Annotated in this window: 19 protein-coding genes; 11 read left to right on the plus strand and 8 right to left on the minus strand. The window is 63.7% G+C overall.

Annotated elements, in window-relative coordinates; translation table 11 throughout:
* The first annotated feature begins 8 nt into the window (after window positions 1–8).
* The 7 genes from J7573_RS00955 (at window position 9) to J7573_RS00985 (ending at window position 7064) form a co-directional block, all read left to right on the plus strand.
* Window positions 9–842: an alpha/beta fold hydrolase gene (locus tag J7573_RS00955; protein WP_294324090.1), complete on the plus strand. Its 834-nt coding sequence runs from the start codon at window positions 9–11 to the stop codon at window positions 840–842.
* Complete coding sequence (locus J7573_RS00960; RefSeq protein WP_294324093.1) at window positions 839–2320, plus strand: aldehyde dehydrogenase; 1482 nt, start codon at window positions 839–841, stop codon at window positions 2318–2320. The genes J7573_RS00955 and J7573_RS00960 overlap by 4 nt, the downstream gene beginning before the upstream one ends.
* 13 nt (window positions 2321–2333) lie before the next feature.
* Entirely contained in the window at window positions 2334–2819 is a 486-nt protein-coding gene (locus J7573_RS00965; RefSeq protein WP_060513325.1) for a flavin reductase family protein, read from the plus strand.
* A gap of 197 nt (window positions 2820–3016) precedes the next feature.
* A complete protein-coding gene (pcaC, locus tag J7573_RS00970) occupies window positions 3017–3406 on the plus strand; it encodes a 4-carboxymuconolactone decarboxylase (protein WP_294324101.1) in 390 nt (129 codons plus the stop codon).
* A gap of 88 nt (window positions 3407–3494) precedes the next feature.
* The gene (locus J7573_RS00975) at window positions 3495–4259 is read left to right on the plus strand and encodes a GntR family transcriptional regulator (protein ID WP_159411114.1); all 765 of its coding nucleotides are present in this window, start codon (window positions 3495–3497) and stop codon (window positions 4257–4259) included.
* A 1-nt stretch (window position 4260) separates the two neighbouring features.
* The gene (locus J7573_RS00980; RefSeq protein ID WP_110634226.1) at window positions 4261–4824 is read left to right on the plus strand and encodes an NUDIX hydrolase; all 564 of its coding nucleotides are present in this window, start codon (window positions 4261–4263) and stop codon (window positions 4822–4824) included.
* A gap of 74 nt (window positions 4825–4898) precedes the next feature.
* Complete coding sequence (locus J7573_RS00985; RefSeq protein WP_294324120.1) at window positions 4899–7064, plus strand: ATP-binding protein; 2166 nt, start codon at window positions 4899–4901, stop codon at window positions 7062–7064.
* Between the two features lie 40 nt (window positions 7065–7104).
* Here the strand turns inward: J7573_RS00985 and J7573_RS00990 are convergent, their stop codons facing one another.
* Both J7573_RS00990 and J7573_RS00995 read right to left on the minus strand, forming a co-directional pair.
* The gene (locus J7573_RS00990; protein ID WP_294324127.1) at window positions 7105–7737 is read right to left on the minus strand and encodes a LysE family translocator; all 633 of its coding nucleotides are present in this window, start codon (window positions 7735–7737) and stop codon (window positions 7105–7107) included.
* Window positions 7738–7803: 66 nt separating this feature from the next.
* On the minus strand, window positions 7804–8418 hold the full coding sequence (locus J7573_RS00995; protein ID WP_110634231.1) for a LysE family translocator: 615 nt from the start codon (window positions 8416–8418) through the stop codon (window positions 7804–7806).
* Window positions 8419–8529: 111 nt separating this feature from the next.
* Between J7573_RS00995 and J7573_RS01000 the strand changes: the two genes are divergently transcribed.
* Together J7573_RS01000 and J7573_RS01005 are read left to right on the plus strand one after the other, a co-directional pair.
* Entirely contained in the window at window positions 8530–8982 is a 453-nt protein-coding gene (locus J7573_RS01000) for an Lrp/AsnC family transcriptional regulator (protein ID WP_015270735.1), read from the plus strand.
* 414 nt (window positions 8983–9396) lie between these two features.
* Window positions 9397–10809 (plus strand): cytosine permease, encoded by a 1413-nt coding sequence (locus J7573_RS01005; RefSeq protein WP_294324201.1) that lies wholly within the window; start codon window positions 9397–9399, stop codon window positions 10807–10809.
* Between the two features lie 146 nt (window positions 10810–10955).
* On the opposite strand, the gene J7573_RS01010 is transcribed toward J7573_RS01005, so the two are convergent.
* The 4 genes from J7573_RS01010 to glnT all read right to left on the minus strand — a co-directional run bounded on the left by J7573_RS01010 (window position 10956) and on the right by glnT (window position 15304).
* Window positions 10956–12281, minus strand: a complete 1326-nt coding sequence (locus tag J7573_RS01010) for an FMN-binding glutamate synthase family protein (protein ID WP_294324205.1) — start codon at window positions 12279–12281, stop codon at window positions 10956–10958.
* Between the two features lie 15 nt (window positions 12282–12296).
* The gene (locus tag J7573_RS01015) at window positions 12297–12971 is read right to left on the minus strand and encodes a protein glxC (protein ID WP_294324209.1); all 675 of its coding nucleotides are present in this window, start codon (window positions 12969–12971) and stop codon (window positions 12297–12299) included.
* A 26-nt stretch (window positions 12972–12997) separates the two neighbouring features.
* Window positions 12998–13903 carry a glutamine amidotransferase family protein gene (locus J7573_RS01020; RefSeq protein WP_294324211.1) on the minus strand — a complete coding sequence of 302 codons (906 nt, stop codon included), beginning with the start codon at window positions 13901–13903 and terminating at the stop codon, window positions 12998–13000.
* Window positions 13904–13969: 66 nt separating this feature from the next.
* Window positions 13970–15304, minus strand: coding sequence for a type III glutamate--ammonia ligase (gene glnT, locus J7573_RS01025; protein ID WP_294324214.1), 1335 nt, complete (start codon window positions 15302–15304; stop codon window positions 13970–13972).
* A gap of 346 nt (window positions 15305–15650) precedes the next feature.
* On the opposite strand from glnT, the gene J7573_RS01030 reads away from it, so the two are divergent.
* Window positions 15651–16244, plus strand: coding sequence for a cupin domain-containing protein (locus J7573_RS01030; RefSeq protein WP_294324217.1), 594 nt, complete (start codon window positions 15651–15653; stop codon window positions 16242–16244).
* Window positions 16245–16539: 295 nt separating this feature from the next.
* Window positions 16540–17469 carry a DMT family transporter gene (locus J7573_RS01035; RefSeq protein WP_294324220.1) on the plus strand — a complete coding sequence of 310 codons (930 nt, stop codon included), beginning with the start codon at window positions 16540–16542 and terminating at the stop codon, window positions 17467–17469.
* Between the two features lie 341 nt (window positions 17470–17810).
* Here J7573_RS01035 and J7573_RS01040 read toward each other — a convergent pair whose 3' ends face one another.
* Together J7573_RS01040 and J7573_RS01045 are read right to left on the minus strand one after the other, a co-directional pair.
* Window positions 17811–18770 (minus strand): RHS repeat-associated core domain-containing protein, encoded by a 960-nt coding sequence (locus tag J7573_RS01040; protein WP_363262862.1) that lies wholly within the window; start codon window positions 18768–18770, stop codon window positions 17811–17813.
* A gap of 88 nt (window positions 18771–18858) precedes the next feature.
* Window positions 18859–19563, minus strand: a complete 705-nt coding sequence (locus J7573_RS01045; RefSeq protein ID WP_294324223.1) for an NUDIX domain-containing protein — start codon at window positions 19561–19563, stop codon at window positions 18859–18861.
* Window positions 19564–19600: the final 37 nt, after the last annotated feature.

A 19600-nucleotide genomic window follows, 5' to 3' on the forward strand; every position in this document is an offset into this window, starting at 1 on the left:
CGCCCTCCATGATTCAGCCTGTCGCTGAACGTACACCTGCCGGCACCAGCTACCTGTCCGTCGGCCAGGGCCAACCCGTGGTACTGATCCACGGCGTGGGCCTGAACAAGGAAATGTGGGGCGGGCAGATCGTTGGCCTGGCCAATGACTACCGCGTCATCACCTACGACATGCTCGGCCACGGCCAGAGCCGCGTACCGGCTGCAGACACCCCACTGGAAGGCTATGCCGACCAGCTCGCCGAACTGCTTGACCACCTGCAGCTTCAACAAGCCACCGTGATCGGCTTCTCCATGGGTGGCCTGGTCGCTCGTGCATTCGCCCTCAACTACCCGCAGCGCCTGGCTGCGCTGGTGGTACTCAACAGCGTGTTCAACCGCACCCCCGAGCAGAGTGCCGGCGTCATCGCCCGCGCCGCCCAGGCTGCGGAGCTCGGCCCCGACGCCAACGTCGACGCCGCCCTCGACCGCTGGTTCAGCCGTGAATACAAGGCTGCCAACCCGGCCCAGGTCGCTGCCATTCGCCAGGTGCTGGCGAACAACGACCCGCAGGGTTACCACACCACTTATGCGCTGTTCGCCACCCAGGACATGTACCGCGCCGGTGACCTGGGCAACATCCAGGTGCCGACGCTGATCGCCACCGGCGAACTCGACTCGGGCTCCACCCCGGCCATGACCCGCCAGCTCGCTGCCAGCATTCCTGGCGCGCAAAGCGTGGTCCTCGCCGAGCAACGGCATATGATGCCCGTGGAAGCACCGCGTGAAGTCAACAAGATGCTGCTGGACTTCCTCGCCCAAGCCCGCACCCTCACCGAATCCGCCAAGGGGATTGTTGCATGACCCTCGTTCGTTTCCAGATGTGCATCGACGGCCAATGGCTCGATGCCCAGAGCGGCAAGACCTTCGACAGCCTCAACCCGGCCACCGCCCAGGCCTGGGCGCAACTGCCCGACGCCGACGAAGCCGATGTCGAGCTGGCCGTACAGGCCGCCCAGCGTGCCTTCGACAGCAAGGCATGGCGCAGCATCACCGCCACCGCGCGCGGCAAGCTGTTGCGTCGCCTGGGTGACCTGATCGCCGAGAACAAGGAGCACCTGGCCCAGCTGGAAAGCCGTGACAACGGCAAGCTGATCCGCGAAACCCGCGGCCAGGTCGGCTACCTGCCGGAGTTCTTCCACTACACCGCGGGCCTGGCCGACAAGCTCGAAGGCGGCACCCTGCCCCTCGACAAGCCAGACCTGTTCGCCTACACCGTGCACGAGCCGATCGGCGTGGTCGCCGCGATCATCCCGTGGAACAGCCCGCTGTACCTGACCGCGATCAAGCTGGCGCCGGCCCTGGCTGCCGGCAACACCATCGTGATCAAGCCCTCCGAGCACGCCTCGGCGACCATCCTCGAACTGGCTCGCCTGGCCCTGGAAGCCGGCTTCCCGGCGGGCGTGGTCAACGTGGTCACTGGCTACGGCCCAAGCACCGGCGCGGCGCTGACCCGCCACCCGCTGGTGCGCAAGATCGCCTTCACCGGCGGCGCCGCCACTGCCCGCCACGTGGTGCGCAGCAGTGCCGAGAACTTCGCCAAGCTGTCGCTGGAACTGGGCGGCAAGTCGCCAAACATCATCTTCGCCGACGCCGACCTGGACAGCGCCATCAACGGCGCCGTGGCCGGCATCTATGCCGCCTCCGGGCAGAGCTGCGTGGCCGGCTCGCGCCTGCTGGTGCAGGACGAGATCTTCGACGAATTTGTCGAGCGCCTGATCGCCCGTGCCAAGCGCATCCGCATCGGCAACCCGCAGGACGACGCCAGCGAAATGGGCCCGATGGCCACCGCACAACAGCTGGCCGTAGTCGAAGGCCTGGTCGCTGCGGCCAAGGCCGAAGGCGCCAAGCTGCACATGGGCGGCAAGCGTGCCGAGGTCGAGGGTGATGGCTGGTTCTACGAGCCGACCCTGTTCGAGTGCGACAGCAACTCGATGACCATCATGCAGGAAGAGGTGTTCGGCCCGGTTGCTGCGGTGATCCGCTTCAAGACCGAAGAAGAGGCCCTGGAAATCGCCAACGACTCGCAGTTCGGCCTTGCTGCCGGCATCTGGACCCGCGACCTGGGCCGTGCCCACCGCCTGGCCCGCGACGTGCGTTCGGGGATCATCTGGGTCAACACCTACCGCGCAGTGTCGGCCATGGCGCCGATCGGCGGCTTCAAGAACAGCGGCTACGGCCGTGAGAGCGGCATCGATTCGGTGCTGGCCTATACCGAGCTGAAGACCGTGTGGATCAACCTGTCCACCGCGCCGATGCCCGACCCGTTTGTGATGCGCTAAGAGGTAGCACGAGATGATCGAACCTGGCATCTACAAAGACGTGATGGGCTCGTTCCCGTCCGGCGTCACCGTGGTCACCACCCTGGACGCCGATGGCGGCATCGTCGGCATCACCGCCAGCGCGTTCAGCGCGCTGTCGATCGAGCCGGCGCTGGTGCTGTTCTGCCCCAACTACGCATCGGACACCTACCCGATCCTGCGTGACAGCAAGCAGTTCGCCATTCACCTACTGTCCGCCGACCAGACCGCCGAGGCCTATGCCTTCGCCGGCAAGGGCAAGGACAAAGCCAAGGGCGTCGAGTGGCAGTTGAGCGAGCTGGGCAACCCGCTGCTGACCAAGGCCACGGCGATCATCGAGTGCGAACTGTGGCGCGAATACGACGGCGGTGACCACGCGATCATCGTCGGCGCGGTGAAGAACCTGGTGCTGCCGGCCGAGCCGGTGACGCCGATGGTCTACCACAAGGGCAAGCTGGGTGCCCTGCCGCCGCTTGGCTGATCGCCCTTGAAGTCGGCGCTGGTGCCTTCGCGGGCAAGCCCGCTCCCACAGGGACCGCACAGTTCTCAAGAGCTCTGCAATACCTGTGGGAGCGGGCTTGCCCGCGAAGAAGCCACCACCGATGTCCCTGTTTTTCAGGGGCCGCACTAATCGTCTCACCCTCGGTTGCGGCCCCTTTTTATTCCGGAGTACTGCGCATGAGCAACGAAAAGTACGAGAAAGGCCTGCAGATCCGCACCCAGGTGCTGGGCGAGGAGTACGTCAACCGCTCGATCCAGAACGCCGACGACTTCACCCAGCCGCTGCAGGAGCTGGTCACCGAGTACTGCTGGGGCCACGTCTGGGGCCGCGAAGGCCTCTCGCTGAAAGAGCGCAGCATGATAAACTTGGCCATGATTTCCGCGCTCAACCGGCCCCACGAGCTCAAGCTGCACATTCGCGGCGCATTGCGTAATGGCCTGAGCCGTGAACAGATTCGCGAGATCCTGCTCCAGGTCGGCATTTATTGCGGCGTGCCCGCGGCGGTGGACAGTTTCCGCCTGGCCCGCGAGGCGTTCGCCGAAGCCGATGCGGAGTCAACCCGTTAACAACGGGCTGTTCGAACCACTGCAAGGAGTGCCTCGGTTCAGGGGGCTCCGTGATGTTGGCGCAACAGCCTCATAAAGAGCGCACCTGATGAAACGCCAGCCACTCGACGACAGCTTCAAGGTCAACCGCAACCCCGTTACCCTGCGCGAAATCGTGCTCGACAAGCTGCGCGGCGCGATCATGAACTTCCACCTGCTGCCCGGCGACCGCCTGGTCGAGCGCGACCTCTGCGACCGCCTGGGGGTCAGCCGCACCTCGGTGCGTGAGGCCCTGCGCCACCTGGAGTCCGAAGGCCTGGTGGAATTCGCCGACGCCAAGGGCCCGCGCGTGGCCATCATCACCCTGGAAGACGCCCGCGATATCTACGAGCTGCGTTGCGTGCTCGAAGGCCTGATCGTGCAGTTGTTCACCCTCAACGCCAAGGCCAAGGACATCCGTGCCCTGGAGCGCGCACTCGAGGTCAACCGCGAAGCCCTCGAAGAAGGCGAGCTGCAACAGGTGCTGGACTCGGTGCAAGGTTTCTACGACGTGCTCCTGGAAGGCTCTGGCAACCAGGTCGCCGCCCAACAGCTGCGCCAGCTGCAGGCACGCATCAGCTACCTGCGCGCCACCTCGGTGTCGCAGGAAAACCGCCGCGGCGCCAGCAACCGTGAAATGGAAAAGATCGTCGAGGCAATCAAGGGCGGCGACCCGCTGGTGGCGCACCAGGCCTCGGTCGACCACGTTCGCGCCGCTGCCAAGGTGGCCCTGGACTACCTGCGCCAGAAGCAGGACGACAACAGCAAGGTGCGCGACATGGTCGAGCCCCTGGCCCTGAAAGAGCCCCGCATAGAACCCCGCATAGGCCGCTGACATGCCCAACGCCCCGCGCTACTGCCCGCACTGCACCACGGAACTGGCCCGGGGCGTTCCCACAGGCGACACCCACGAACGCCTGCACTGCACCGGCTGCGGTTATATCCACTACATCAATCCGAAGATCATCGCCGGCTGCATCATCGAGCGCGACGGCAAGTACCTGCTGTGCCAGCGCGCCATCCCGCCGCGCCCCGGCACCTGGACCTTGCCGGCCGGGTTCATGGAAGCCGGCGAGACCACCGAGCAGGCGGCCTTGCGCGAGGTCTGGGAAGAAAGCGGCGTACGTGCCGATATCGTCTCGCCCTATTCGATCTTCAGCGTGCCGAAAATCAGCGAGGTGTACATCATCTTCCGCGCCATCGCCACCGAAGAGACCGGGCAGTACGGGCCGGAAACGTTGGCGTACAAGTTCTTCGAACCTGACGAGATTCCCTGGGACGAGATCTATTACCCGGCGATCCGGCAGATTCTCGAGCGCTACATCCTCGAACGCCAGGCCGGTGTGTATGGCATCTACATGGGCAATGACGACACCGGCAAGGTGCATTTCATGCGCTGAGGAACCGCCCCCCTCGCCAACCGTCTATTCTCGGTGCAATCTAGAGGCCTCAAGCAAACGGACCGGCACTGCACATGGCAAACTGGCTAGACGGCGGCGGGCTGATGGCCGAGCGCATTCGCAACCACGACTGGGCTGCCACACCCCTGGGGCCGCTTGGCCAATGGCCTGAAACACTCAGGACCAGCGTCGCCCTGTGCCTGGACTCGCGCTTTCCCCAGGCCGTGCTTTGGGGCCCAGAGCTGATCACCCTGCACAACGATGCCTTCGCCCGGATCCTCGGCGACAAACCGTCGGCCCTGGGCAGCCCCTTCAGTGTGGTATGGCAAGAAGCCTGGCACGAAATTGGTGACATGGCCGCGCGGGCACTCGCTGGCGAGGCGGTGTTCATCGAGGACTTCCCCCTGCTGATCGACCGCTGCGGCAGCCCGGAAAGGGCCTATTTCACCTTCTGCTACAGCCCCATCCGCGGTGAGGATGGCCGCGTGCTGGGGATGCTCGACACGGTCACCGAAACCACCGCCAGCGTGGTCACCAACCAGCGCCTGAACTTTCTCGACAACCTGGGCCGCGCCGTGGCCAATGCCACCGACCCGGACCACATCATGGCGATCACCACGCGCATGCTGGTGGAGCACCTGGAGCTGTCGAGTTGCGCCTATGCCGTGATGGAAGCCGACGAAGACGGCTTCACCATCTGCGGCGATTGGGTCGCACCGGGCTCGCCGCGCCTGCTCGGCCAGTACCGCCTGGCCGATTTCGGCCGCCTGGCCGTCAGCCGCCTGCGTGCCGGCCTGCCCCTGGTGATCAACGACAACCTCAACGAACTGGCCAGCGAAGAGGCGGCCACCTTCCAGGCCATCGGCATCACCGCCACCGTCTGCATGCCGCTGATCAAGAATGGCCGGCTGACGGCGCTCATGGCCATCCATGACCGTGAGCCACGGACCTGGACACGCTACGAGCAAGCGCTGCTCAGCGAAGTCACCGAACGCTCCTGGGCGCACATCCAGCGCATCCAGGCCCACGCCGAAGTGCGCGAGGCCATGGCTGCCCTGGAAGCGCTCAACGCCACCCTGGAACACCGGGTCGAAGAGCGTACCGCGCAGCTGCTGCACACCGAGGCCGTGCTGCGCCAGACGCAGAAGCTCGAAGCCATCGGCCAGTTGACCGGCGGCGTGGCCCACGACTTCAACAACCTGCTGACCATCATCCGCTCGTCGCTGCACTTTCTGCAGCGCCCCAACCTCGACGAACAGCGCCGCGAACGCTACCTCAAGACCATGGCCGACACCGTCGACCGCGGCGCCAAGCTGACTGGCCAACTGCTCGCCTTCGCCCGGCGCCAGACGCTGAGCCCGCAAGTGTTCGAAGCCGGGCCGCGGCTGGAGGCGATGGCTGACATGCTCGACACGGCCACCGGCGCACGCATCCATGTCGAGCTGCAACTGCCGGCATCACCCTGCCATATCCGCGCCGACCTCAGCCAGCTGGAAACCGCGGTGATCAACCTGATGCTCAATGGCCGCGACGCCATGGCCGGTGAAGGCACCCTGCGCCTGCGCCTGCAGGCCGACCAGCGCATGCCCGGCCACGACGGGCTGTTCGCGGCCATTTCGGTGAGTGACAGTGGGGTCGGCATCGCCCCCGAGTTGCTGGAGCGCATCTTCGATCCGTTCTTCACCACCAAGGCGCCGGGTGAAGGCACCGGGCTGGGCTTGTCCCAGGTATTTGGCTTTGCCAAGCAATCCGATGGCGACGTCAAGGTCGATAGCGTCCAGGGCCAGGGCACCCGTTTCACCCTATACCTGCCACAAGAGCCGACACCGGCCAGCGGCGCACCTGCCAGCGACCCGCACAACGTGCCTCAACCCAGTGGCCAGCGACGGCGCATCCTGGTGGTCGAGGACAATCCCGATGTGGGCAGCTTCACTGCGCAAATCCTTGAAGACCATGGCTACCAGATCAGTTGGGCCAGCTCGGCCGAAGCTGCCCTGGTGCAGCTTGACAACGCGCCCGAAGGCTTCGATGCCGTGTTTTCCGATGTGGTCATGCCAGGCATGGGCGGCTTGGCACTGGCCAGGCAGCTGCGCCGCCAGCGGCCGCAATTACCGGTAATCCTCACCTCCGGTTACAGCGAAGCGATTGCCGAAGGCGGGCACCAAGGGTTTGCCTTCCTGGCCAAACCCTACTCGGCCGAACAGGTGTGTCAGCTGCTCGGCAAAGTGCTGGGCGTGTAAAGCCATAACCGCCACATTTGCGCCGAGCTTCAGCTGTCGTTCAACGCCGCCCTTCAGCCAGCATGCGCACGGCCAGCCCCGCCAGCACCGTGCCCATCAGCCAGCGCTGAACCTGCTGCCACAGCGGGCGACCGGCGAGGAACACGGCGATGGAGCCCGCCATGACCGCAATCAGCGCATTGACCGAAACGCTGATGGCGATCTGCGTCGAACCCAGTACCAGCGATTGCAGCAGCACGCTGCCATGCCCCGGCTCGATGAACTGCGGCATCAGCGACAGGTACATGACGGCAATCTTGGGGTTGAGCAAACTGGTGGCAAACCCCATGGTAAACAGCCGCCGCGGGCTGTCGGCAGGCAGGTCCCGCACCTGGAAGGGCGAGCGGCCACCGGGGCGCAGCGCCTGCCAGGCCAGGTACAACAGGTACAACGCACCACCGATGCGCAGTGCGTCATAGGCAAAGGGCACAGCCATTACCAGTGCGGTGATGCCCAATGCAGCGCAGAACATGTAGATGACAAAGCCCAGCGCCACACCGCCAAGGGAAATCAACCCAGCCTTGCGGCCCTGGCAGATCGACCGGGAAATCAGGTAGATCATGTTCGGCCCCGGGGTCAGGACCATGCCCAGGCAGATCAGGGCGAAGGTAAGCAGTTGGGTAGTATCGGGCATGGGGCACATCCTGGTGGTGCGCTGGAATGCGGCGAGTGTATCCGAAGCTGTTGGTCACCGCTGAAGTCAGTGGATCTGCCCGGCTATCAAACCCAGGGCCACGGTAATCATCGCCACCCCCGACACCCGTCCGACCAGCTTTGCCGCCCCTGGCCGGGTGCTCAGCACAGCCTTGGCGCCAAAACCGACCAACGAATAGATCACCAGCGAGCTGCACAGGTGCACCAGCCCCAGCAGCAAGATCTGCAACGGCACCGGCCAGCTCGACTGGGGGTCAGTGAATTGCGGCAGCAGGGCCAGAAACAGCAGGAACACCTTGGGGTTCAGCCCACTCACGCAAAAACCTTTCAATGCCCAGCGTGAGCCCGACTCACCGGCCCCGCCCTGCCCGGCCGAAGGCAATGCCGGGCTCAGCAACAGGTTACCGCCCAACCACAGCAGGTAGCTGCACCCCGCCAGGGTCAGCAAGGTCAACGCCAACGGGTGGCCCGCCAGCAGGCTGCCGACCCCGGCCGCCACCACCAGGGTGGCGAGGAAATGTCCCGACAACATCCCCGCCACTGCGGGCATTACCCAACGCCCGCGCATGCCCGCCGAAATGGCATAGGCCCAGTCTGCTCCGGGGGTCATCACGAACAGCATCGAAACAGCCCAGAACGCCGTCAGCACACTGATAGCCACTTGAATCTTCCTTATCTACTGCCTTGGGATGAGGAAAGATTACGGATTCCGCCCGGGGATTTTCTTTCGTATATTCCCTCTCATCATTCACTTACTGGAAGATTCTTCCCCATGGACAGAACTGATCGAAAAATCCTTGCCGAGCTGCAAAAAGACGGTCGGCTGTCGGTCACCGAGCTGGCCGACCGCGTGGGGCTCAGCCTGTCCCCCTGCCATCGGCGCCTGAAGGCACTGGAGGAGTCCGGGGCCATTCTGGGCTACCACGCCCGCCTGGCGCCGAGCGCCCTGGGGCTGAACTTTGCCGCGCTGGTGTTCGTGACCCTGCGCGAAGTGACCCGCCAGCCCGTGGCGGACTTCGAAGCGGCGTTGGCCGAGATCCCGCAGATTGTCGAGGCGCAACGGCTGTTCGGCGATCCGGATTACCTGCTACATGTGGTGGCCAAGGACTTGCCGGCGTTTCAGAAGCTGTATGACGAGCAGCTGACCAGCATTCCCAATGTGAAGCGCCTGAGTTCGACCCTGGTGATGAAGGAAGTGATTCAGGATCGGTTGTTGCCGATGTAGCACTGTTCTACCGTGCCGGCCCCTTCGCGGGCTCGCCCGCTCCCACAGTGCCCCACAGATTTTAAGATCTGTGCAGTACCTGTGGGAGCGGGCAAGCCCGCGAAAAGGCCGGCACAGACAACCTTTTCACCTGCCCTGTTAACGCACACTGTGCACCACCACAGCCCACCCTTCCCGCCAAAAACCATCGCAACCCCCCTCTACCCCAAGCCCTCCCGCCAACTGGCACCCTCCTTGCTACCGTCCACCGCTTAAGCTTTTGTCAGCCTTAGGTTTTTTAAGGTTTATGGGCACATATTTACTAATTTCTCGTTATCCCCGCGCCCCGCATCATCGCTCCAACAAGAACGCGTCGCCCTTCGCCGGCACGCACCCGGGCAGCACCCGATGCCCCACCTTGCCTTGGAGTCAGTCATGACCAGTGCAGCCAATTCGGCACCCCTGATAGAAAAACACACGATCGGCTATGTGCCGCCGGAAGACCGCCATGGAAAGGTGAGGGATCTGTTTACACTGTGGTTCGGCGGCAATATCGCGCCGCTGCCCATCGTCACCGGCGCGCTGGGCGTGCAGCTGTTTCACCTGAACCTGATATGGGGCATTGTCGCCATCCTCGTTGGCCACCTGGTCGGCGGCGTGCTGATGGCGCTGCACTCGGCCCAGGGCCCGCAGATGGGCATCCCGCAGATGATCCAGAGCCGCGCCCAGTTCGGCACCCTCGGCGCGTTGCTGGTGGTGGTGATCGCCGGGGTGATGTACATCGGCTTCTTCGCCTCCAACATCGTGCTGGCCGGCAAGTCGCTACATGGCGTGGTCGAGGCCGTTCCGGTGCCGGTGGGCATCGTCATCGGTGCGCTGGGTTCAGGCATCATCGGCATCATCGGCTACCGCTTCATCCACGTGCTCAACCGCATCGGCACCTGGGTGCTGGGCGTCGGCATCGTGGTCGGCTTCGGCTACATCTTCAGCCATGTGCAAAGTGACGACTTCCTCACCCGCGGCGGCTTCAACCTGGCCGGCTGGCTGGCCACCGTGTCGCTGGCGGCGCTGTGGCAGATCGCCTTTGCCCCGTACGTGTCGGATTACTCGCGCTACCTGCCGGCCGACGTGAAGGTCAGCTCGACCTTCTGGACCACCTACCTGGGTTCGGCCCTGGGTTCGAGCCTGTCGTTCGTCTTCGGCGCCGTGGCGGTGCTGGCGATCCCGGCCGGCATGGACACCATGGACGCGGTCAAGCTGGCCACCGGCACCCTCGGCCCGCTCATGCTGGTGCTGTTCCTGCTCAGCGTGATCAGCCACAACGCCCTCAACCTGTATGGCGCGGTGCTGTCGATCATCACCCTGGTGCAGACCTTCGCCTACCGCTGGATCCCGACCGCCAAGAGCCGTGCAGTGCTGTCGCTGCTCGTGCTGTCGGCCTGCTGCGTGGTGGCGGTGTTCGCCTCGGCGGACTTCATCGGCCACTTCGTCGACATGGTGCTGGTGCTGCTGGTAGTGCTGGTGCCATGGACGGCGATCAACCTGATCGACTTCTACGCAATCCACAAGGGCGACTACGACATCCAGTCGATCTTCCAGGTCGATGGCGGCATCTACGGTCGTTACAACCCGCAGGCGCTGATTGCCTATGCGGTGGGTATCGTGGTGCAGATCCCGTTCATGAACACGCCGCTGTACGTCGGGCCGATCTCCGAGCACATCAACGGGGCCGACCTGTCGTGGCTGGTTGGCCTGGCAGTGACCTCGCCGCTGTACTGGTGGCTGGCCAGCCGTGACAGTGCCTATCGTCGTCGGCAGACCAGTGCCAAGCTGGCCATGGGGCACTGATTTGCACTTCTGTGCAATTGGAGATGCATCGGGGGCCGCTTTGCGGCCCTTTCGCGACACAAGGCCGCTCCTACAGAAGCTCACGATTACCTGTAGGAGCGGCCTTGTGTCGCGAAAGGGCTGCAAGGCAGCCCCAGAAAGCTGGATCAGTACTGGGCCTGGCCCGGTACCCAGGCGGTGCCTGCCAGCGGCACCCGGGCCATGGCGGCGGCCTCGACGGTCAGCGCCACCAGGTCCTCGGGGTCGAGGTTGTGCAGGTGTGATTTGCCGCAGGCGCGGGCCATGGTCTGCGCCTCCAGCACCAGCACCCGCAGGTAGTTGGCCAGGCGCCGGCCCGCCTCTTCCGGGTTCAGGCGCCTGGCCAGTTCCGGGTCCTGGGTGGTGATGCCGGCCGGGTCGCGGCCGTTTTGCCAGTCGTCGTAGAAGCCGGCAGCCGAGCCGATCGTCTTCAGCTCGCTGTCCAGTCGCGGGTGGTTGTCGCCCAGGGCGATCAGCGCCGCCGTGCCGATGGCCACCGCGTCGGCACCCAGGGCCATGGCCTTGGCCACGTCGGCACCGTTGCGGATGCCACCGGAGACAATCAGCTGCACCTTGCGGTGCATGCCCATTTCCTGCAGCGCCTGCACAGCCTGTGGAATGGCCGGCAGAATCGGGATGCCAACGTGTTCGATGAACACTTCCTGGGTGGCTGCCGTGCCGCCCTGCATGCCGTCGAGCACGATCACGTCGGCACCGGCCTTCACCGCCAGCTTGACGTCGTAGTACGGGCGGCTGGCGCCGATCTTCACGTAGATCGGTTTCTCCCAGTCAGTGATCTCGCGGATCTCGGCAATCTTGATCGCCAGGTCGTCCGGGCCGGTCCAGTCCGGGTGTCGGCAGGCGCTGCGTTGGTCGACGCCGATCGGCAGGGTGCGCATGCCGGCGACACGCTCGGTGACCTTCATGCCCAGCAGCATGCCGCCACCGCCGGGCTTGGCACCCTGGCCGAGGACGATCTCGATGGCGTCGGCCTTGCGCAGGTCATCGGGGTTCATGCCGTAGCGCGACGGCAGGTACTGGTAGACCAGGTGCTGCGACTGGCCGCGCTCTTCCGGGGTCATGCCGCCGTCGCCGGTGGTGGTGCTGGTGCCGGCGATGGTCGCGCCACGGCCCAGGGCCTCCTTGGCATTGGCCGACAACGCGCCGAAGCTCATGCCGGCAATGGTCACCGGGATCTTCAGGTGGATCGGCTGCTTGGCGAAGCGGTTGCCCAACACCACGTCGGTGCCGCATTTTTCGCGGTAGCCTTCCAGCGGGTAGCGCGACACGCTGGCGCCCAGCAGCAGCAGGTCGTCGAAGTGCGGCACGCGGCGCTTGGTGCCACCGCCGCGGATATCGTAGATGCCGGTTTCAGCGGCGCGCTGGATTTCCTGGATGGTCAGGCGATCGAAGGTGGCCGACTCACGCAGTACCGGGGGGAATTGTTCGCTCATGGGAATGCTCCTGGATCAGTACGCGCTGGCGTTGTCGACTTTGAAGTTGTACAGCTGGCGGGCCGAGCCGTAGCGTTTGAAATCGGCGGCCTTGTGCGCGAGGCCCGCCTTGTTCAGCAGTTCCTGCAGCTCTTGCAGGTGCTCGGCGCGCATCGCTTTCTCGATGCAGTCCGAGCCCAGCGACTGCACCGAACCCTTGACGTAGATGCGCACCTCGTACAGCGAATCGCCCAGCGCATCGCCGGCATCGCCACACACCACCAGGCGCCCGGCCTGGCCCATGAAGCAGCTCATGTGGCCGATGCTGCCGCCGACCACGATGTCCACACCCTTCATCGAGATGCCACAGCGCGCGCCGGCATCGCCCTCGATCACCAGCAGTCCGCCATGGGCGGTGGCGCCAGCGGCCTGGGAGGCGCTGCCCTTGACCCGCACCGAGCCGGACATCATGTTCTCGGCCACGCCCACGCCGACGTTGCCGTGCACGGTGACACTGGCCTGCTGGTTCATCCCGGCGCAGTAGTAGCCGGCATGGCCTTCGATATCCACCGACACGGCGGCGTTGATGCCCACCGCCAGGTTGTGCTTGCCGTCGGGGTGGGTCACCCGCCATTCGCGGTCCTGCACGTCGCCATGCAGGGATTGGTTGAGTACGCGCACCGAGGCGCTGGAAAGGTCGATCGTCTTCATGAGTGTCTCCAGTGATTCGGTGGGGGTCAGGCGCTTTCGCGCTCCCAGACGTACAGGGTGGCCGGCGCCGGCTCCCAGACCTTGGCGTGCTCGATGCCCGGCAGGCTGGCCAGGGCCTGGTATTCGGAGGCCATGGCCACGTAGTCGTCGGTCTCGGCGAGCACGGCCGGCTTGCAGGCGATCGGGTCGCGGATCACGGCAAAGCCGTTGCGGGTGCCGATGGCGAAAGTGAAGAAGCCGTCCAGGTCTTGCAGCGCACCATCCAGGGCCTGGGCCAGGGTGTCGCCCTGCTGCAGGCGCCAGGTCAGGTAGCCGGCCGCCACCTCGGTATCGTTGTCGGTCTCGAAGCTGATGCCTTCGCGTTTGAGTACCTGGCGCAGGCGGAAGTGGTTGGACAGCGAGCCGTTGTGCACCAGGCACAGGTCGGCACCGGTCGAGAACGGATGGCTGCCCTCCATGGTCACGGCGCTTTCGGTGGCCATGCGGGTATGGCCGATGATGTGGCTGCCCTTCATGCCGGCCAGGCCGAAGCGGCTGGAGATTTCCGCCGGCAGGCCCATGCCCTTGAGGATCTCGATGCTCTGCCCGGCGCTCATGATGCGCACGCCCGGCGCCAGTTCGGCTAGCGCGGCGCGGGCGCTGGCTTCATCGGCATGCACCTTGAGTACCGCCGCGCTGGCGTTCTGAAACCAGTCCAGCGAGCAGCCCAGGCGCCCTTCCAGCTGGCCCATCAAGGTCGCCCAGGGGTAGTTGATGTCCGTTGCCTGGAGGGTCAGCTTGACCCAGCCATCGGCCACTTCGTCACCGTAGATGGCGAAGCCGGCGCTGTCCGGGCCACGGTCGGTCATGGCTTCGAGCATGGGTTCGAAGAGCTTGCCGAGCTGGGCTTCCAGCTCTGGCCTTTTCAGGTAAAGACCTACGATTCCACACATGGTGATACTCCTTCTAGGCAGTGGGTAGCCGCTGCTGTTGCCGCTACCCAGGGATAGGGTTGGCGGTCAGAAGAATTCGGTGTAACGCTGGATTTCCCAGTCGGAGACGTGGCGGCAGTACTCCACCCACTCCATGCGCTTGAGCTTGATGAACTCGTCGACGATCTCGGCGCCGAGCACCTCGCGGAACAGCGGGTCGGCCTCCAGGGCGTCGGCGGCTTCCTTGAGCGACTGCGGCAGGGTTTTTATGCCGCGTGCGGCGATCGCTTCCAGGCTCAGGTTGTAGAGGTTCTCGTTGCACATCTCGCCCGGCTCCAGCTGGCGGTCGATGCCATCGAGGCCGGCGGCGATGATCGCGGCGGTGACCAGGTACGGGTTGCAGCCGGCGTCCGGCAGGCGGAACTCCAGGCGGCCATAGGGGATGCGCACCATCGCCGAACGGTTGTTGGCGCCATAGGCGACGAAGGCCGGCGCCCAGGTCGCGCCGGATAGCGAGCGGCCGACGACAAGACGCTTGTAGGAGTTGACCGTGGGTGCGGCGAAGGCACACAGCGCCGGGCCGTGGGCCAACAGGCCGGCGGCGAAGTGGTAGGCCAGTTTCGACAGGCCCATGCCGCTGCTGTCTGAAGGGTCGTGGAACAGGTTCTTGTTGCTGCTGCTAGCCAGCGACAGGTGGAAGTGCATGCCATTGCCGGCGCGCTTGGGGTCGGGCTTGGGCATGAACGAGCAGATCATGCCCAGGTCGTTGGCGATCTCGCCGGCAGCCATGCGGAAGAAGGTGAAACGGTCGGCCGACTCCATGGCGTCGCTGTAGGTGTAGTTGATCTCGAACTGGCCGTTGGCGTCTTCATGGTCGATCTGGTAGATGTCGAAGCCGACCGGCTGCAGGGCCTCGGTGAGGCGTTCGAGGAACAGCCGCGAGCGCGACAGGCCCTTGTAGTCGTAGCAAGGTTTGTCGAGGTTGTCGGAGGCGTCCACCAACTGCAGCTTGCCGCCTTCGTCACGGCGGAACAGGCTGAACTCGGGCTCAAGGCCAGTATTCAGGGTCCAACCCTTGTCGGCCAGGCGCCCCACCTGCTGCTGCAGCACGTAACGGCTGTCGTAGGGCCAGGGCTGGCCGTTGACATGGCCCACGCACACCACCCGGCCATAACCCGGCTGCCACGGCACCGGAATCAACGTGGACAAGTCGCCACGGGCCATGAAATCCGGGCCATGGGGCTCCATGCCCATGCCGCAGATGGCGAACCCGGCAAAGCCGGCGCCCTCTTCAGCCACCATCTTGAGGCCCGATACCGGCACCGACTTGGTCTTCGCCGAACCGTGGATATCGACGAACTGCGCCAGCACATACTTGATGCCGTGCTGGTCGAGGGTGCGCTGGGTTTCTGCTGGCAACATGGGTTGATCACTCCTGGGTGAGGGGCACTAATTCCACACGAGAAATTTACTTTCCTCACAGGAATGCAACGTGCTTGCCAACTCTGCCCGATGGCTGGTGTGTGTTTTCTGTTCCGGCCTCTTCGCGGGCACGCCCGCTCCCACAGAGATCGGCGCAAAGTCCCTGTGGGAGCGGGCGTGCCCGCGAAGAGGCCAGTTCAGGCAACACAAAACCCATGCAGGTTTTTATGCTCTATTTATGGGAAACTTGTTTTCACCTGAGGAAAGAAGCAGCCAACGCAGCTGCATTTCGCACTTTCCCAGTGCGAAAACTTTATTCTTGAACTGAAACCGTGCAGGACATTCGATGCCAACCGAAACCCCACCGCGCCTTCGCCTGGAGCAGTACCTGGGCCTGCAGATCAAACGCCAGCGCCAGGCCCAGTCGCTCAAGCTCGCCGATGTGGCGCGCATCGCCGGCATCAGCCAGGGCATGCTGAGCAAGATCGAGAACGCCCAGGTGTCCACCAGCCTCGATACCCTGAGCCGACTGTGCGATGTGCTGGGCATGCCGATGGCCAAGCTGTTCAGCCAGTACGACCAGCCCGATGGCAATGCCTTGCTGGTCAAGGCCGGTGAAGGGCTGGAGGTGGTGCGCCGCGGCACCGAGAAGGGCCATACCTACCATTTGCTCAATCACGCCAGGGGGCCGAAGAAGAACTTCGAGGCGTACATGGTGACCATGGACGACGCCAGCGAGGAATTCCCGACCTTCGCCCACCCCGGTACCGAGTTCCTGCATTTGCTGGAGGGGGAACTGGTCTATCGCCATGGCAACCAGCTCTACCACATGCACGCCGGCGACAGCCTGACCTTCGATGGCGAAACCCCGCACGGCCCTGAGCAGCTGGTACAGGTGCCGATCCGCCTGCTGTCGATCATGAATTACGGTGAGGAATAACAAGGCGCTGCAAGGCAACAGCGAATGTCGCGATCAGACAAGCACACGTCGCCCGCAATCGGCTTCCAAAACGTGTCTACAAAAATAATACACACATCGACCAGCCCCGCGCCGTGGGCTGATCGGTGTGGTATTCGCGAGTAAAACAGCCTCGCTTCACAATTCCAACGCTGTGGCGCCTTTTTGCACCGGGCAGTTCGTCCGGGCTCATAACGATAAAACTCCCAGTATTAGAGACCCGCGCCGCGCCAATCGGGAGTGTTTGCGCGCGCCACATTGTGAAGACTTGACTGCCATGATCGCGACTTCAATCCCCGTAGCCGGTGCTGCCACCGGCCACCGTAACGCCCTGTGCGTTGCCCACATCGCCGCGGTGCTGTTCGGCCTGACCGGTATCCTCGGCCACCTGATCGAGGCCGACGCCAGCATCATCACCTTCGGCCGCGCCACCTTCGCCTTCATCGCCCTGGGCTTCGTCGCCGGGCTCAAGGGCACCCGCCTGCTCGACGCGCTGACCCTGCGCAACCTGCCGGTGCTGGGCCTGACCGGCGCCCTGCTGGCGACTCACTGGGTGACCTTCTTCATCGCCGTCAAAGTGGGCGGCGTGGCCGTAGCCACCCTCGGCTTTGCCAGCTTCCCGGCCTTCATCGCCATGATCGAACGCGGCGTGTTCGGCCAGCGCATCGGCGCCGTGCAGGGCTTGCTGCTGCTGATGGTGACGGCGGGCCTGGTGCTGGTGGTGCCGACCTTCGATTTGCTCGACAAAGGCACCGTTGGCCTGCTCTGGGGCTTGGGCTCGGGCCTGGCGTTCGCCCTGCTGACCGTGGCCAACCGCCGCAACGGGTCGAGCATGAATGCCATGCAGGTGGCGTTCTGGCAGAACGTGGTGGTGGCTGCGCTGGTCGCGCCGTTCGCCTTCAGCCACCTGGGCAACACCAGCCTGGGCAGCAATGACTGGATCAACCTGGCGCTGCTGGGGGTGTTCTGCACCGGGCTGTCGCAGTTCCTGTTCGTCAAGAGCCTGGAGGGGCTGGAAGCGCGTACCGCTGGCATGATCATCGCGCTGGAGCCGGTGTACGCGATCATCGGCGCCTGGTGGCTGTTTGGTGATCAGCCGAGCCTGCGCATGGCGGCGGGGGCTGCGCTGATCGTGCTGGCGACCATTCTGGCAGCGGCGCGCAAGGCCCCGGCCGAGCAAGGCGATACCAGCCGCTGCGCGCATTGATGAATGAGGTTGCCTGAACTGGCCTCATCGCCGGCAAGCGCGGTTCCCACAGGGATCGCGCCAGCTTTCAGATTGAGCAAAACAGTTACTCCCACAGGAAGCTCACAATGCCTGAGCCCGCGCTTCACCCGTAAGAGCTGGCTCTGGCAACTAAAGTTATTCGGGCAACAGACTGCGGTCGAACATGAACAGCCGATCGCCCTTGAGTGTAAATAGATATGAATGCGCAAGCAGACTTACCTGTACCGAGCCTAACTCCTTTGAGCACAGTGCACTTATGCGCCAGCTGAAGTCCTATTGAAAGAGGGATTGGCCATTTTACCCAACTCCACATCGCCACTTTAACTTCGAGCCGACACCACTAGATCTTGGGTGGACTGCGCACGGCTCATTGCAAGCTGAGATGACGAGGGAAATAACTCTTCATATGTCGGTGGAGCATCGGATGGCGAATGCTGATGAGCACCTGAACTGGATCCCCAGGACACACCCGCAGACGGCACTACAGACGGCTGAGACGATGCACGGTGGACAGCGGCGCGAAGCGCTAAAGAGTAGGAAACCGTACCGACTGATACCGTGTGCGGGCCTACAGAACCAATGACACTTGCAGGGCTAGAAGCCAATCTACTGTCAATTATCTTGACCGAGCCTGAATCATGCACAACAACCTTAAGCGGTCCTCCATTACTACTTATATAGATAGCATGTGCATCCAATGCCCTCTGACTTACCCTGCCCTTTATATAAATCTTCAAGTCGTTGGGCAGTCCTGCCTCATGCAGCGCTTGCGTGAGACCAGTCTTATCCATAACTCCAATATGTTTCAGACCTCCGAACACACTGAGAGTCACACCGCCTGATGGGTCAACATTATTGATCGGGTCACCGGAGCAGTATGCATATGCATTCAGCCCGCCTTTACCAAACGGGCTCAAACTGTCAGCACTGATGAAGCGCTGGAGAGAGGCCGTGTAAAACCGATAGCCATTCCCCAAGGGATAACAACCCGTCGTTGAATCCCGAAACTGCCCGCTGAACCCCACGACCGCGCACCACTGCGCATTGTTGGAAAAACCATATGGAGAATACGCTTCGTGACGGCCACACCGGCCCTGTTGGGTGGCTAAAACTGTAAGGATACGATCGGTCTGCATGAGCGAAGGGGAAGTTTGCACCTGAGCAATAGGAATGCCGTCGGCATGCATAAGCCGAATATGATCCGCCCCTAGCCGGTATGACAGACGCTTCCCCAGATAAAAGAAGCGATGTTCGCCTGAGTTGAAACTGGGAAAGTCCATTGCCCACCTGCTTTTCGAACGTGTGGGTCTGAGCCTAAAGCAATACACAGCGACTCAACCACTGGCACTTTTATCAGGTCATCCTCTATCAAACACCTTCAGGCAACAGACTCCGATCGAACATGAACACCCGCTCACCGTGCGGCGTGTACTGATACAACTGCTGCGGCCGGCCCAGCCTGGGCTGGTTCTTCTCCCCGGTATCCCTCACCCAACCCAGCTCGCGCAAGCGTTCCAGGCGCTTGCGCAGCGAGGTGTTGTTCACCGCCTGCCCCAGGCACGCCTGCACCGCCCCCAGCGCATCGAGCACGGTGAATTTCTGCGCCAACAGGTGCAGCGGCAGGCTGCTGTACACCGTCTTCGCAGCCAACCGCTCGCGCGCACGCTCGGCCAGCAGGTTATGGTCGAACGGCAGCAACACCTTGCGGTCAATCACGCTGTCCAGGTCGAAAAACGCCAGCTGCTCACCTTCGACCTGCTGCTGCGGGTCGAGCAATGCCAGGTAGTAGGTACTCAACGACCACCCACGCGGGTCGCGGAAGGCGTTGCCTTCGGTACCCACCTGTTCGAGGTAGCGCGGCTGCACCAGGGCCTTCTCGCGCAGGGCGCGCTCGGCAGCGCCCTCCAGGCTGGTGTCCGGGGTGCGGCCATTGACGATCACACCAGGCAAGGCCCACTGGCCGACATGGGGCTCGCGCTCACGACGGTGCAACAACACTTGCAGATGCTGGGCATCAGGGGCCAGGCGCAGGGCGACGATATCGACACTGGCCAGAACTTCGACTGTACTCACCGGGGACTCCTTGTTCATCAGCGCAATAATCCACCAG

The sequence above is a fragment of the Pseudomonas sp. genome (assembly GCF_017744435.1).
Lineage (GTDB): Bacteria > Pseudomonadota > Gammaproteobacteria > Pseudomonadales > Pseudomonadaceae > Aquipseudomonas.

What these genes read in the sequence shown, in the direction of transcription:
- J7573_RS00980 (WP_110634226.1), top strand. Translation starts at nt 4,261, where the DNA reads ATGCCCAACGCCCCGCGCTACTGCCCGCACTGCACCACGGAACTGGCC.
- J7573_RS00960 (WP_294324093.1), top strand. Translation starts at nt 839, where the DNA reads ATGACCCTCGTTCGTTTCCAGATGTGCATCGACGGCCAATGGCTCGAT.
- J7573_RS01000 (WP_015270735.1), top strand. Translation starts at nt 8,530, where the DNA reads ATGGACAGAACTGATCGAAAAATCCTTGCCGAGCTGCAAAAAGACGGT.
- J7573_RS00965 (WP_060513325.1), top strand. Translation starts at nt 2,334, where the DNA reads ATGATCGAACCTGGCATCTACAAAGACGTGATGGGCTCGTTCCCGTCC.
- J7573_RS00955 (WP_294324090.1), top strand. Translation starts at nt 9, where the DNA reads ATGATTCAGCCTGTCGCTGAACGTACACCTGCCGGCACCAGCTACCTG.
- J7573_RS01020 (WP_294324211.1), bottom strand. Translation starts at nt 13,903, where the DNA reads ATGTGTGGAATCGTAGGTCTTTACCTGAAAAGGCCAGAGCTGGAAGCC.
- glnT (WP_294324214.1), bottom strand. Translation starts at nt 15,304, where the DNA reads ATGTTGCCAGCAGAAACCCAGCGCACCCTCGACCAGCACGGCATCAAG.
- J7573_RS01005 (WP_294324201.1), top strand. Translation starts at nt 9,397, where the DNA reads ATGACCAGTGCAGCCAATTCGGCACCCCTGATAGAAAAACACACGATC.
- J7573_RS01040 (WP_363262862.1), bottom strand. Translation starts at nt 18,770, where the DNA reads ATGGACTTTCCCAGTTTCAACTCAGGCGAACATCGCTTCTTTTATCTG.
- J7573_RS01030 (WP_294324217.1), top strand. Translation starts at nt 15,651, where the DNA reads ATGCCAACCGAAACCCCACCGCGCCTTCGCCTGGAGCAGTACCTGGGC.
- J7573_RS00975 (WP_159411114.1), top strand. Translation starts at nt 3,495, where the DNA reads ATGAAACGCCAGCCACTCGACGACAGCTTCAAGGTCAACCGCAACCCC.
- J7573_RS00985 (WP_294324120.1), top strand. Translation starts at nt 4,899, where the DNA reads ATGGCAAACTGGCTAGACGGCGGCGGGCTGATGGCCGAGCGCATTCGC.
- pcaC (WP_294324101.1), top strand. Translation starts at nt 3,017, where the DNA reads ATGAGCAACGAAAAGTACGAGAAAGGCCTGCAGATCCGCACCCAGGTG.
- J7573_RS01010 (WP_294324205.1), bottom strand. Translation starts at nt 12,281, where the DNA reads ATGAGCGAACAATTCCCCCCGGTACTGCGTGAGTCGGCCACCTTCGAT.
- J7573_RS01015 (WP_294324209.1), bottom strand. Translation starts at nt 12,971, where the DNA reads ATGAAGACGATCGACCTTTCCAGCGCCTCGGTGCGCGTACTCAACCAA.
- J7573_RS01035 (WP_294324220.1), top strand. Translation starts at nt 16,540, where the DNA reads ATGATCGCGACTTCAATCCCCGTAGCCGGTGCTGCCACCGGCCACCGT.
- J7573_RS00990 (WP_294324127.1), bottom strand. Translation starts at nt 7,737, where the DNA reads ATGCCCGATACTACCCAACTGCTTACCTTCGCCCTGATCTGCCTGGGC.